The organism is Neisseria sp. WLZKY-1, from assembly GCF_046546535.1.
Taxonomy (GTDB): domain Bacteria; phylum Pseudomonadota; class Gammaproteobacteria; order Burkholderiales; family Neisseriaceae; genus Neisseria.
Genome location: NZ_JBKGTW010000014.1, coordinates 1 through 12,189 on the forward strand (window position 1 = coordinate 1; position 12,189 = coordinate 12,189).

General features: G+C 60.2%; 14 protein-coding genes. 7 read left to right on the forward strand and 7 right to left on the reverse strand.

The genetic code is table 11. From position 1 onward, the window contains the following. A partial coding sequence (locus ACLD9W_RS05465; RefSeq protein WP_410841076.1) for a transposase occupies positions 1-351 on the forward strand: 351 nt, incomplete at its 5' end. A 291-nt stretch (positions 352-642) separates the two neighbouring features. Here ACLD9W_RS05465 and ACLD9W_RS05470 read toward each other — a convergent pair. Further along, positions 643-1,785: an aminotransferase class V-fold PLP-dependent enzyme gene (locus ACLD9W_RS05470; RefSeq protein WP_410841077.1), complete on the reverse strand. Its 1,143-nt coding sequence runs from the start codon at positions 1,783-1,785 to the stop codon at positions 643-645. 309 nt (positions 1,786-2,094) lie between these two features. Here ACLD9W_RS05470 and ACLD9W_RS05475 point away from each other — a divergent pair, with 309 nt between their 5' ends. Continuing rightward, positions 2,095-2,658, forward strand: coding sequence for an opacity family porin (locus tag ACLD9W_RS05475; protein WP_410841119.1), 564 nt, complete (start codon positions 2,095-2,097; stop codon positions 2,656-2,658). A 312-nt stretch (positions 2,659-2,970) separates the two neighbouring features. Here ACLD9W_RS05475 and ACLD9W_RS05480 read toward each other — a convergent pair whose 3' ends face one another. Together ACLD9W_RS05480 and ACLD9W_RS05485 are read right to left on the reverse strand one after the other, a co-directional pair. Beyond that, the gene (locus ACLD9W_RS05480; protein WP_410841078.1) at positions 2,971-3,435 is read right to left on the reverse strand and encodes a hypothetical protein; all 465 of its coding nucleotides are present in this window, start codon (positions 3,433-3,435) and stop codon (positions 2,971-2,973) included. Continuing rightward, positions 3,428-4,738 (reverse strand): homoserine dehydrogenase, encoded by a 1,311-nt coding sequence (locus ACLD9W_RS05485; protein WP_410841079.1) that lies wholly within the window; start codon positions 4,736-4,738, stop codon positions 3,428-3,430. The genes ACLD9W_RS05480 and ACLD9W_RS05485 overlap by 8 nt, the downstream gene beginning before the upstream one ends. Positions 4,739-4,830: 92 nt before the next feature. On the opposite strand from ACLD9W_RS05485, the gene ACLD9W_RS05490 reads away from it, so the two are divergent. From ACLD9W_RS05490 to ACLD9W_RS05505, 4 genes are all read left to right on the forward strand, one after another. Continuing rightward, positions 4,831-5,238: an Mth938-like domain-containing protein gene (locus ACLD9W_RS05490; protein WP_410841080.1), complete on the forward strand. Its 408-nt coding sequence runs from the start codon at positions 4,831-4,833 to the stop codon at positions 5,236-5,238. 49 nt (positions 5,239-5,287) lie between these two features. Further along, complete coding sequence (locus tag ACLD9W_RS05495) at positions 5,288-6,196, forward strand: NAD(+) kinase (protein WP_410841081.1); 909 nt, start codon at positions 5,288-5,290, stop codon at positions 6,194-6,196. Positions 6,197-6,296: 100 nt separating this feature from the next. Then, a complete protein-coding gene (gene erpA, locus ACLD9W_RS05500; RefSeq protein ID WP_036496648.1) occupies positions 6,297-6,635 on the forward strand; it encodes an iron-sulfur cluster insertion protein ErpA in 339 nt (112 codons plus the stop codon). Between the two features lie 289 nt (positions 6,636-6,924). Then, positions 6,925-7,599: a hypothetical protein gene (locus ACLD9W_RS05505; RefSeq protein WP_036496646.1), complete on the forward strand. Its 675-nt coding sequence runs from the start codon at positions 6,925-6,927 to the stop codon at positions 7,597-7,599. 258 nt (positions 7,600-7,857) lie between these two features. Here ACLD9W_RS05505 and ACLD9W_RS05510 read toward each other — a convergent pair whose 3' ends face one another. Beyond that, positions 7,858-8,877 (reverse strand): asparaginase domain-containing protein, encoded by a 1,020-nt coding sequence (locus tag ACLD9W_RS05510; protein WP_410841082.1) that lies wholly within the window; start codon positions 8,875-8,877, stop codon positions 7,858-7,860. A gap of 139 nt (positions 8,878-9,016) precedes the next feature. Between ACLD9W_RS05510 and ACLD9W_RS05515 the strand changes: the two genes are divergently transcribed. Next, on the forward strand, positions 9,017-9,949 hold the full coding sequence (locus ACLD9W_RS05515; RefSeq protein ID WP_410841120.1) for a pseudouridine synthase: 933 nt from the start codon (positions 9,017-9,019) through the stop codon (positions 9,947-9,949). Between the two features lie 151 nt (positions 9,950-10,100). Here the strand turns inward: ACLD9W_RS05515 and ACLD9W_RS05520 are convergent, their stop codons facing one another. The 3 genes from ACLD9W_RS05520 to ACLD9W_RS05530 form a co-directional block, all read right to left on the reverse strand. After that, positions 10,101-10,235, reverse strand: a complete 135-nt coding sequence (locus ACLD9W_RS05520) for a cell surface protein (protein WP_410841083.1) — start codon at positions 10,233-10,235, stop codon at positions 10,101-10,103. Between the two features lie 176 nt (positions 10,236-10,411). Beyond that, positions 10,412-11,107 (reverse strand): SIMPL domain-containing protein, encoded by a 696-nt coding sequence (locus ACLD9W_RS05525; RefSeq protein WP_410841084.1) that lies wholly within the window; start codon positions 11,105-11,107, stop codon positions 10,412-10,414. A gap of 153 nt (positions 11,108-11,260) precedes the next feature. Then, entirely contained in the window at positions 11,261-11,986 is a 726-nt protein-coding gene (locus ACLD9W_RS05530) for a YebC/PmpR family DNA-binding transcriptional regulator (protein ID WP_410841085.1), read from the reverse strand. Between the last annotated feature and the right edge of the window lie 203 nt (positions 11,987-12,189).

A 12,189-nucleotide genomic window follows, 5' to 3' on the forward strand; every position in this document is an offset into this window, starting at 1 on the left:
CTGTCGCCTTTGTTGGAAGGTATTGCCGAAGGTACGACCGTCTATACCGATAAAGGCTATGACAGTAAGGAAAACCGACAACATCTGAAAGAGCATCGGTTGCAGGACGGCATTATGCGCAAAGCCCACCGCAACCGTCCGCTGACGGAAGCGCAAACCAAACGTAACCGCTATTTGTCGAAGACCCGTTATGTGGTCGAACAAAGCTTCGGGACGCTGCACCGTAAATTCCGCTACGCCCGGGCAGCCTATTTTGGTCTACTCAAGGTGAGTGCGCAGAGCCATCTGAAGGCGATGTGTTTAAACCTGTTGAAAGCGGCTAACAGGCTAAGTGTGCCTGTTGCCGCCTAAAAGGCGGCCCGGATGCCTGATAATCCGGTATCCGGGGAGGATTAAGGGGGTATTTGGGTAAAATTAGGAGTGATTGGGGGAGGAAACGGCCGAAAACCTGTGTTTGGGTTCCGGCTGTCGAAGGAAGGGCTTTTTTGCAAAGGTCTCGGCCTTTCGTAAACCGGATGCGGGTGTGCCTTTGGCCGTGTGCGTCTGCCCGTTTGGGATGAAAAGAGGCCGTCTGAAAACCCCCTTTTCGGGTTTTCAGACGGCCTCTCTGCATCAGGCAGTTTGCGCCGTTTAAACCGGCTTTCAGACGGCCTGTTTCACTTTTGCCAGCACCTCGGCGAAGGTTTGCACGGTGCGGTCGGGGTCGGCGAGTTTGTCCAAGCCGAAGAGGCCAAGGCGGAAGGTACGGAAATCGGCGCGTTCGCCGCATTGCAGGGGGACGCCGGAGGCCGTCTGAACGCCGTGGCCGACAAAGGCTTTGCCGCTTTGGATGTCGGGGTTTTCGGTGTAGGACACCACCACGCCGGGCGCTTGGAAGCCTGCGGCGGCCACGCTGGGGAAGCCTTCGGCTTCAAGCAGGCGGCGCATTTTTTCACCCAGCTCAATCTGTTTGGCACGCAGGGTGTCGAAGCCGGCAGCTTCGGCCTCCTTCATCACTTCGTGCAGCCGGAGCAGGCCGTCGGTGGGCATGGTGGCGTGGTAGGCGTGGCCGCCGTTTTCAAAGGCCTGCATGATGGCGAGCCATTTTTTCAAATCGAGGGCGAAGCTGTCGGACTCGCTTTGCTGCGCGCGGTCGTAGGCAGCCTGACCAAGCATGACGAGTCCGGCGCAGGGGCTGCCGCTCCAGCCTTTTTGCGGCGCGGAAATCAGGATGTCGATGCCGAGTTTTTCCATGTCGAGCCAGATGCAGCCCGAGGCGATGCAGTCGATGGCGAGCAGGCCGCCGACGGCATGGACGGCTTGGGCAAGGCGGGCGATGTAGTCTTCGGGCAGCATGATGCCGGAGGCGGTTTCGACGTGCGGGGCAAAGACGATATCGGGGCGGAAGGCGGCGATTTGGGCGCACACTTCGTCTGTCGGCGCGGGGGAGAAGGGGGCTTGGAAGGCGTCGTCCTGCCGTGCTGTGAGAACTTTTGTTTCGGCGGCGATGCCGCCTTGTTCGAGGATTTGCGTCCAGCGGTAGCTGAAAAAGCCGTTGCGCACGATGAGGCATTTTCTGCCGCGCGCAAACTGGCGGGCGACGGCTTCCATGCCTGCCGTGCCCGTGCCGGGGACAACGGCGGCGTATGGCGCGTTGTAGACTTTTTTCAGGGTGGCGGAGATATGGCGCAGGGCGTTTTGGAATTTCTGCGACATGTGGTTGAGCGAGCGGTCGGTGTAGACGACGGAATATTCGAGCAGGCCGTCTGCGTCGATGTCGGGGCGGGGGAGGGGGGTGTTTGCCATGTTTTTTCCTTTGTATGCTTGTTTGAATTTTGGCGGACAGGCGTCCGCGCGGCGGATGGTAGCACGGCGGCGCGGCAGGCAGAAAGGCCGTCTGAAAACAAAGGGGAGGAGCAAGCCAAGTCTGTTTTACCTTTGGGTTTTGACCGAAGATCCGTTTTCGGCAGAACCGTTTTCAGACGGCCTTACTGCCGCTTGCGGCCGCGCCGACGGGTTTGCTTCTGTTCAATGTGGTTTGGATAGGTAAAATGCCGACGAACCCGTTTGTCGTAAAACGGGCTTTTCTCCTATTTCAAATTTAAGGAAAACACCATAAAAAAATTACTTGCCTTTGCCCTTGCAACAGGTTTGTTTGCCGGCAACCCCGGTTTTTACGTTCAGGGAGATGTCGGCTATGCCGGCATCCATGCCAAAGACGAAGGCGGAAAATTCAAAGCCAAAGGCTTCAGCCCGCGCCTGTCCGCAGGCTACGATCTCGGCACCGCCCGCGTTGCCGTCGATTACACCCATTACAAAAACTATGAAGAAACATTTGCCGACAACGAAGGCACCGACCGTTTCAAACTGAAAACCCGCAGCGTCGGCGTGTCGGGCATTTACGATTTCGACACCGGTACCGCAATCAAACCCTACGTCGGCGCACGCATCGGCATCAACCGCGTTTCTTTGGAAGCCACCGAAACCGCTCCGGGATTCTATGAAAAAGGAACCTACACCAAAACCAAAGTCGGTTTGGGCGCGATGGTCGGCGCAAGCTACGACATCAGCGACAACATTGCTTTGGATGCGGGTTACCGCTACAACCACTGGGGCAAATACGAAGGCGTCAAAATCCACAGCAACGAATTCCACGGCGGCGTGCGCGTGAAGTTCTAAGCCGCGCTTTGCAGCCGTTTGAAAGAAAAGGCCGTCTGAATGTTCAGACGGCCTTTCGTTTATAAAACGGAGCAGAGGAAGGAGAAGTTGCGGCGGATAAAGTTTGAGGCCGTCTGAAGGCCTGTTTTGTGTTTTCAGACGGCCTCAAAATTCTAAAGCTACCTACCCGACGTCATTCCCGCGCAGGCGGGAATCTTGTCGGGGTCAAATCGATGTTTTGTCCGTTCAAGGCTTTTTGTATTAGAAAAGATTCCCGCCTGCGCGGGAATGACGGCTGTGTTTTGTTGAGCTGCGCTTTCAGACGGCCTTTGCTTACTTGCCTTTTAAGGCAGCCAGGCATTGTTTGTCGCGTTTGTTGAAGGCGTCGGCGCCGCCGAGGAGGTCGAGCTGCTGCTGCGGGGCGAGGCTGCTGAATGTTTTGAGCTGGTTGTGGTTGAGTTTGTCGAGCGGCTCCTGCCACATGCACAGGCAGTAGGCGGCGACGAGTTTGCCGTCTTGGTCGGCCAGCCCCATGCTTTGCAGGTCGGCCTGCCATTTGGGGGCGTAGGGGACGTTTTGGATGCAGGATTCGATGATGTTCTGCTTGGCCTGCGGTTTGGACATGGCGCATCTCGACAGCAGCGCGGTAGCCAGAAACAGGGAAATAATCACCCACGCCCAGATGCGGATGGTGCGGATTTTGCCTTTGGCTTTGCGCTTGGCTTCTGCGCGTGCTTCGGGGCTGTCGCCGGGTTCTGCGCCGCCGTTTTCAGACGACCTGTTGTCCGTTTCAGTCATGCAGGCTCTCCATGCGGATCATGACGACTTTTTCGCCGACGGTGTCGAGCGCTTCGATGGCGGCGATGGCGGCTTTGATGTGTTTTTCGACGGTGCTGTGGGTGAGGATAACGATTTCGGCGGTGTGGCCGTCGAGCACGCCTTTTTGGATGAGTGCTTCGATGGAGACGTTTTGCGCGGCCAGCAGGTTGGCGATTTGGCCGAGTACGCCGGGTTTGTCTTCGGCTTGGACGCGCAGGTAGTAGCTGCTGGTGATTTCGTCCATCGGCAGCATGGTTTGCGCCTGAACCTGGGCGGGCTGGAAGGCGAGGTAGGGGACGCGGTGGCCGCTGTCGGCGGCGATGAGGCGGCTGATGTCGATGATGTCGGCGACAACGGCGCTGGCGGTGGGCAGTGCGCCCGCGCCCGCGCCGTAGAACAGGGTTTCGCCGACCATGTCGGCGTTGACGCGTACGGCGTTCATGACGCCGTTGACGTTGGCCAGCAGGCGGCTTTCGGGCAGCAGGGTGGGGTGGACGCGCAACTCGATGCCTTTTTCGCTGCGGCGGGTAATGCCCAAAAGTTTGATGCGGTAGCCGAGTTCTTCGGCGTATTTGATGTCGCGGCTGTCGAGTTTGGAAATGCCTTCGAGGTGGCAGGCGGCGAAGTTGACGGGCGTGCCGAAGGCGAGGGCGGACATGATGGTGATTTTGTGTCCGGCGTCGTGGCCTTCGATGTCGAAGGTGGGATCGGCTTCGGCATAGCCCAGCGCCTGAGCTTCTTTCAATACGTCGGCAAAGGCGCTGCCTTTTTCGCGCATTTCGCTGAGGATGAAGTTGCTGGTGCCGTTGATGATGCCGGCGATGCTGCGGATGCGGTTGGCGGCCAGCCCCTCGCGCAGGGCTTTGATGATGGGGATGCCGCCGGCGACTGCGGCTTCAAACTGCACCATGACGTTGTGTTTTTCCGCCAGCGCAAAGAGTTCGCTGCCGTGTTCGGCGAGGAGTTTTTTGTTGGCGGTGACGATGTGTTTGCCGTGGCGCACGGCTTCGAACACCAGCTCTTTGGCAGTGTCGGTGCCGCCGTAGAGTTCGGCGACGATGTCGACTTCGGGATGGCGCACGACTTCGAAGGGATCAGAAACGACAATGGTTTCGGGCGGGCAGACAGCGCGGGCTTTTTCCGCGTTGCGCGTGGACACCATAAACACTTCGACGGCGCGCCCCAGGCGGCGGCTGATTTCCGCCGCGTTGCCGCGCAGCACTTCGACTGTGCCGCTGCCCACTGTTCCCAAACCCAAAATGCCGATTCTGACCGGTTTCATCGCTGCTCCTTGTTAAGCGTTTTCCGAATGGTTAAACTGCCTGCGAAAAAGGCGCAATGCTACCCGAAAATCCTTTATACAGAAAGCGGAATATGCAGTTTCAAGAGCACAGTCAGACAGGCGGTTGGGAGGTGGAAACGGACGGGGAAGGCCGTCTGAAAATCAACGGCAGGGTATTCGAATCGGCCGTTTGTCTGGTAGGCGGAGCGTGCCGGCCTGCGGCGGAGCGCACGCCGCAGGATTTGTCGCCCGCTTCTTTTGCGGCGCTGCTGGAAGAGGGCGACCGGCCGGAAGTGGTGATTGTCGGCACGGGGGCGAAGCAGCAGTTTCTCCATCCGCGCCTCAACGCCGCCTTGGCCGCGCACGGCATCGGCATCGAATATATGTCCACCGCAGCGGCCTGCCGCACGCTGATGATGCTGCAAAGCGAAGGACGCGAGGTATGGGCTTGGCTGTGGCCGTCTGAAAAGGCCGCCAATCCGCTTTCAGACGGCCTCTAACCGTGCCATAATCGCCCGCCATCCAGTCCAACCGTCCCCGCACAAGGCCATGATTACCGAATTCAGCCGCATCGGCATCGTCACCCGCCCGCAAACCCCGCAGATAGCCGACAGCCTGCACGAGCTGCTCGGCTTTCTGCTGGCGGAACAACTCGACGTCTTTATCGACCGCGAAAGCGCGGATGAAGGCATCGTGCGCGAAGACGATCTGGCGCGCTGCCGCATCACCGACAAAGACAACATCGGCCGCGAATGCAGCTTGGTCATCGTGTTGGGCGGCGACGGCACCTTTCTCTCCGCCGCGCGCAAAGCCGCCCCCTTCCGCATCCCCCTTATCGGCGTCAACCAAGGCCATCTGGGCTTTCTCACCCAAGTGCCCGGCGAAAACATGGTCAAAGAAATCGCCGCCATGCTCACCGGCAAATACCGCCACGAAGAACGCATCCTGCTCGAAGCCGACCTGATACGCAATGGCAGCTGCGTCGGCAGCTCGCTGGCCTTGAACGACGTGGTGATTTCGCGCGGCGGTGCCGGGCAGATGATCGAGTTCGAAACCTTTATCGACCGCGAGTTCGTCTACACCCAGCGTTCGGACGGCCTCATCGTTTCCACCCCCACCGGCTCGACCGCCTACGCCCTGGCGGCGGGCGGCCCGATTTTGCAGGCCAGCCTGCGCGCCTTCACTCTCGTGCCCATCTGCCCGCAGTCGATGACCAACCGCCCGATTGCCGTGTCCGACACCTGCGAAATCGACATCCTCATCACCAAAGCGGGCGACGCGCGCGCCCATTTCGACGGCCAGTCCTACACCGACATCCAAAGCGGCGACATCCTGCGCATCCGCCGCTACCGCCACAGCCTGCGCGTCCTCCACCCCGCCGGCTACCACTACTACAAAACCCTGCGCCAGAAACTGCACTGGGGCGAACAGCTCGTGCCGATTTCGCAGCACGATTGAACGCGGACTTGAAATCGCCGCCGCCCTCCCCACCTTGCCACCCTGTCGCAATTGCGCGAAAATATCGGCGCACTCATATATTTAAAGAAGGAAAAAAACCATGTCGGACGAATCCCCCATCATCTTTACCGAAAGCTGCTGCGTCAAAGTGGCCGATCTGATTGCTGAAGAAAACAACCCCGATCTGAAACTGCGCGTGTTTGTCAACGGCGGCGGCTGCTCCGGTTTCCAATACGGCTTCACTTTTGACGAAATCAAAAACGACGACGATTTCGAAATCGTCAAAAACGGCCTCACCTTCCTCGTCGACCCCATGAGCTACCAATACCTCGTCGGTGCGGAAATCGACTACACCGAAAGCCTGCACGGCTCGCAGTTCGTCATCCGCAACCCCAACGCCGAAACCACCTGCGGCTGCGGTTCGTCGTTCTCCGTCTGAGCCGCTGCGCCAAAGCAAGCCCGACACGGTTCGGGCTTTTCCTTTCCCGGCAGCTTCCAAGGCCGTTCCCGCCTGTGCGGGAATGACGTTTTTACAAACGGGAAAACGGAAAGCACGGCGGGGTTTCAGACGGCCTGCCGCCCGAAACCGCACATGCGGACGCCGTTCCGAAAATCACAAATTCACGCCTTTTACGGCGCAGAGCCGTCCGCGCAGAGCCGATGCGCTATAATCCGCCGCCATGACGCAGCCCCCGCAGGCGGCTTTTTATCCACAGCAGGAACACTCCATGAGCGACCACCAACGACTGTTTGACGTTTACATCTCCTATCCGCCCGGCATCGACCACGCCCAGGTGGACAACAGCATCCGTCAGCACCTGTCCGCCGAAGAAGCGGACGAAGTCATTCTTGCTCTGGAAGAAAACCCGCAGGCGCTGATTGCCGAGCGCTGCACCAACGAAGAGCGCCTCAACGCGCAAAACTATTTCGGCTACCTCGGCCTCGACGTCATCATCCGCGTGTCTCTCGAACTGATGCACGACGAAGACGACGGCGGCCAAAACCGCGCCAGCCCCGTGCCGCAGTGTCCCGTGTGCTTCACCATCTTCGAAGACCCGGAAACCGTCGAATGCCCCACCTGCCATCTGTATCTGAAAACCGCCACCGAAGATTTTATCTATCGCAAACGCATCGAATGGCAAGAGCGCCTGGCCTTCGAACACCGCAAGCAGCACGAGCTGGCCTACCGCATGTTGAAGGAAAAACAGGCGGAAGAGCGGCAGATACGCCGCCAGATACGCAGCGAGCTGGAAGCCGAGCTGTTGCAGGAGTTGGGCATACTCAACGGCTGGCAGTCGGCGCTGTACAACAAACGCGTGCTGGTCGGCACGGCAGTGGTGCTGGTGTTGGTGATCATCTTTGTGTCGGCGGGCTACCTGCTGACCAAATCGCTGCTTTCCTGAACGGCATCAAACGAAAAAACGAAACCCCGTGCGATACGGGGTTTTGTCTTGTCAGGCCGTCTGAATGCCGTTTTTAACTTCGTTGAAGTTTCGCTTTCAGACGGCCTGAGGGCTGTGCGGCCGCGCGGCAAAAGGATTTGAGGCCGTCTGAAACTGGGTTTTCAGACGGCCTGATCTTTGCAAAACGCCAACCCCGCCCGAACGGCCTTATTCCCGTCTGCGCGTGCATGGCGGCATTGTTTTTCAGACGGCCTTTCCCTACTCAAACGCAGGGCGCCGCAAACCCAAAGTTGCCAGCTCCGCTTCCAGCCTTGCCCTGTCCCAGCCGTTGGAAACGGCCAGCGTCAGCAGGGCGGTGGCCGTTTCCAGATTGCAGCGGCCGCCCGATACCGCGCCCGAGCGCCGCAGCACCGCGCCCTGCGCGTACACCGCCGCCGCACGGCCGTGCGGCACCTGGCTGATGTTGAGCAGCAGGCCGCCGCGCTCCGTGTAGCCGCGCACGGCGTCGGCAAATTCCGCGTCGTCGGGCGCGTTGCCGTGGCCGTAGCTTTGCAGGATGGCGGCGCGGGCGGCGGTGCGGCGCAGGGTGTCGGCGGCCTGGCGCATGGCGAAACCGGGTATCAGCGTCAGGCAGGCGACTTCGGCCTGCGGGTCGATATTCAGGACTTCGAGGCCGTCTGAAAAAGCGTTTGCCGCGGCAGACGGGCTTTCAGACGGCCTGTTAAGCGTCAAGCGTCTGCGTTCTTCCGACCATGTGCCCAACACGCCGAAATGCGGGTTGGCGAAACCGTCGTCGCTTTCCGTGCTGCATTTGTTGCTGCCGATGGCGGGGAAGAGTTTGCCGTTGAAGGCGATGCACACCTGCGGCAGACCGGTTTTGAGCGCGGCGGCGGCGGTGGCGAGGTTGCGCGGCGCATCGCTGCCCGCCGCGCCGAACGGCCGCTGCGCGCCGGTGAGGACGACGGGTTTGTCCAAGCCGCGCAGGGCGAGGGCAAGCAGCGCGGCGGTGTAGGCCAGCGTGTCCGTGCCGTGCAGCAGCAAAACGCCGTCGTAACGCGGGATGTTTTCCGCCAGTAGGGCGAGCCAGTCGCGCCAGTTTTGCAGGGACACGGCCGACGAGTCGATCAGCGGCTCGCAGATGCGGCAGTCGAAGGAGAGGCCGTCTGAAAACGAGGGCAGGGCGTCGGCAAGCAGCGCGGCGTCAGGGCGCAGGCCGTCGGCGCCCGGGGTCATGCCGATCGTGCCGCCGGTGTAGAGGACGAAGATGTGTTTTTTCATGGGATAGGCCGTTTGAAAAAAAGCGGATTATAAACAAAAGGCCGTCTGAACGGCTTTTGGGCGTTCAGACGACCTGATTGTCGGCGCGGCAGCGTTTTCAGACGGCCTCGGAAGGCGCAGGCCGTCTGAACGCGCTACAATCGCGGCCATGAACACGCCCGCCGCCCTGCCGCCGATCGACGGCATCCGCCCCAGTTATCTGCATCTGCCTTGCGATCGCCGCCTGGCCGACGCACCGCTTGTCGATTACCTCTGCTGCCGTTTCCCTTATGTGCCGCGCGAAACCTGGCTGTCGCGGCTCGAAAAGGGCGGCATTTTCGATGAAAACGGCCGCCCGCTGCCGCCCGACGCGCCCTTTGTTCCCGGCACCACGCTGTATTACTACCGCCAAGCCATTGCCGAGGACGAGCCGCGCATCCCGTTTCGCGAGGAAATCCTGCACGTCGACGAGCATCTGATTGTCGTCGACAAGCCGCATTTTCTGCCCGTTGTGCCCGGCGGCCGCTTCCTGCGCGAAACCCTGCTCACCCGCCTGCGCCTGTGCCCCGAGCTGCACAACGGCAAGCCCGAAGACATCACGCCGTTGCACCGCCTCGACAAGGACACGGCGGGCGTCGTCCTTTTCTGCCGCCGCCCCGAAAGCCGCCGCGCCTACCAAACCCTGTTTCAGGAGCGCCGTGTCGTTAAAACCTACGAAGCCCTCGCCGCCGCCCGTTCCGGCCTGCATTTTCCGCTGCATCTGCACTCGTGTATCGAACGTGGCGACGCCTTCTTCCTGATGCGCGAAACCGCAGGCGCAGCCAACGCCCACACCGTTATCGAAGCCGCCGAAGCGGTTTCAGACGGCCTCTGCCGCTACCGCCTCAGCCCCGTCAGCGGCAAAAAACACCAGCTTCGCGTGCACATGGCAAGCCTCGGCATCCCGATTCTGAACGACCCGCTCTATCCCAAGCCGCTGCCCGCCGACAGCACCGACTACGCCAAGCCGCTGAAACTCCTCGCCCGCGCCATTGAGTTTGCCGACCCGTTCAGCGGACAGGTGCGGCGATTTGAAAGCAGGCGGACATTATAGAAATGGCTGCCGCGCGGCTTGTCTGTTTGCTGCTTGCCAAAAAGCCGCCCCGTTGGCCGGGGCGGCTTTTGTGTGTTCGCTTGGTGGAAACCACGCTTTCAGACGGCCAAACAAAACCGCCCCAAGAAAGGGCGGTTTGCGTGTCGGCGGTTTAGCGCTGTGCCGATTGCGTTGCTTTGGGCTGCAACAGATTGTCGGCGGTGAAAACGGAAGTGTCGGTATGGTGTTTGACAAAATACATGCCGCCGAAAACGGCTGCCGCGATCAAAAGGGTGCTGAATTTCATGGTGCGTCCTCCTTGTTATGGTATCCGGCCGCTCGGCCGCTGTGGGAAGCGCGGATAATAGCGGGCGGCTTCGCCTTTACGAAACTTGAAAGACAGGTGGCATATTTTTTACATAAACGGTGCAGGCAAAAAGGCCGTCTGAAACCCGTTTCAGACGGCCTTTTTGCAGGATGCGGCTACATCTGTACCGAGCCGTTGACCGTGATGCGGATTTCTTCGATGCCGGGCGAGGGCGGGGCGGCGGTTGCGCTGTCGGCCGCCATCGGGGCGGCGTAGCCCGCTTTGGCCGACATCATTATCACGGGCGCGTCGCCCAATTCGCCCAGTTTGAGGGAGACGATTTTGTAGCCGGAAAAGCCCAGCGTCTGCGCGAGGGCGGCGGCGCGGTCTTTGAAGCGCAGCAGGGCGGCGCGGCTGGCTTCGTCGACGGCGGAGTTGCGTTTTTGCGGCGACAGGGTGAAGTGGGTGTTTTGCACTTCGGCGTCTTTCTGCGATTGGGCGATAAGGCGGTTGAGGGCGGCGAAGTCTTGGCTTTTGACGGTGTATTCGATGCTTTCCTGCCAGCCGGTCTGCACGCGTTTGTTGTCGGGATAGCTGTAAACGGGGTGGCTGCTGCGGTTGGCTTCGCTCACTTCGAGGGCTTTGTCGGCGGCGCGGCGGGAAAAGGCGTTCATTTTGGCGGCAAAGGCGCGGTGGGCGGCTTCGCGCTCGCGCGCTTCGGCGCGGACGGTGAACACGGCGGTCATGGTGTCACGCGGCACGCTGACGGTGGCGCTTTCGACAAATTCGACAACGTTGTAGTTCAGCGGCTCGGCCTGCACGGCGGCGGTGAGGGCGGCCAAGAAAAGGGCGGCAAAGCGGGATTTTTTCATGGTGTTTTCTCTCGGGTTCGGGGAACGGGGCGGTTGCCAAATGTGTTTTCAGACGGCCTTCCGTTAACGGAGAGGCCGTCTGAAAAGGGACGTTGCGAAAGCCGTTTGTGCTTTCAGACGGCCTCCGGTTATCCGAAGGCCGTCTGAAAAGGATTAGTCAAACTGCAACACAGCGGAGGTGTAGACATTTTGCACGTCGTCGAGGTTTTCCAGCGCGTCGATGAGCTTCTGCATTTTGGCGGCGTCTTCGCCGGTGAGCACGGTTTCGTTCTGCGCGCGCATGGTGACGTCGCCGTCTTGCGAGGTGAAGCCCGCCGCTTCGAGCTTGGCTTTGACGCCCGCCCAGTCGGCGGGGGCGGTGATCACTTCGATGATGCCGTCTTCGTGGGCGATAACGTCTTCCGCGCCCGCTTCGAGGGCGGCTTCCATCAGCGCGTCTTCGTCGGCGTCGGTGAACACCAGATAGCCCTGGTGGACAAAGTTGAAGGCGACGCAGCCGTCAGTGCCGAGGTTGCCGCCGTTTTTGTTGAAGGCGTGGCGCACGTCGGCGACGGTGCGGGTTTTGTTGTCGGTCATGCAGTCGACCATCAGCGCCGCGCCGCCGATGCCGTAGCCTTCGTAGCGCAGCTCGATGTAGTCGACGCCTTCGAGGTTGCCCGTGCCTTTGTCGATGGCGCGCTGGACGTTGTCTTTGGGCATATTGGCGTCCCAGGCTTTGTCCATCGCCAGGCGCAGGCGGGGATTGGATGCGGGATCGCCGCCGCCCAGGCGTGCGGCGACGGTGATTTCCTTAATCAGACGGGTGAAGATTTTGCCGCGCTGGGCGTCGGCGCGGGCTTTTTTGTGCTGGATGTTCGCCCACTTGCTGTGGCCTGCCATATTCTGTTTCCTTGTTTTTCAGACGGCCTGAAACTTTGAACAGGTTTTGAAACCGTCTTGTGGGTTTGGCGAAATAATGAGGGGCGCGATTTTAGCAATAAGCAGGCCGTCTGAAAACGCCGCTTTTCAGACGGCCTTTTGCTTGCAATTTTCTCCGCGCGGCCTAATATTGCCGCCCGACAGCCACGACTCCTTCCGATTAT

Bases quoted from the DNA above. Each gene is read 5' to 3' on its own strand.
- ACLD9W_RS05520 (WP_410841083.1), bottom strand. From the start codon at position 10,235: ATGAAATTCAGCACCCTTTTGATCGCGGCAGCCGTTTTCGGCGGCATG.
- ACLD9W_RS05525 (WP_410841084.1), bottom strand. From the start codon at position 11,107: ATGAAAAAATCCCGCTTTGCCGCCCTTTTCTTGGCCGCCCTCACCGCC.
- ACLD9W_RS05490 (WP_410841080.1), top strand. From the start codon at position 4,831: ATGCAGTTTCAAGAGCACAGTCAGACAGGCGGTTGGGAGGTGGAAACG.
- ACLD9W_RS05510 (WP_410841082.1), bottom strand. From the start codon at position 8,877: ATGAAAAAACACATCTTCGTCCTCTACACCGGCGGCACGATCGGCATG.
- ACLD9W_RS05470 (WP_410841077.1), bottom strand. From the start codon at position 1,785: ATGGCAAACACCCCCCTCCCCCGCCCCGACATCGACGCAGACGGCCTG.
- ACLD9W_RS05505 (WP_036496646.1), top strand. From the start codon at position 6,925: ATGAGCGACCACCAACGACTGTTTGACGTTTACATCTCCTATCCGCCC.
- ACLD9W_RS05485 (WP_410841079.1), bottom strand. From the start codon at position 4,738: ATGAAACCGGTCAGAATCGGCATTTTGGGTTTGGGAACAGTGGGCAGC.
- ACLD9W_RS05530 (WP_410841085.1), bottom strand. From the start codon at position 11,986: ATGGCAGGCCACAGCAAGTGGGCGAACATCCAGCACAAAAAAGCCCGC.
- ACLD9W_RS05480 (WP_410841078.1), bottom strand. From the start codon at position 3,435: ATGACTGAAACGGACAACAGGTCGTCTGAAAACGGCGGCGCAGAACCC.
- erpA (WP_036496648.1), top strand. From the start codon at position 6,297: ATGTCGGACGAATCCCCCATCATCTTTACCGAAAGCTGCTGCGTCAAA.
- ACLD9W_RS05495 (WP_410841081.1), top strand. From the start codon at position 5,288: ATGATTACCGAATTCAGCCGCATCGGCATCGTCACCCGCCCGCAAACC.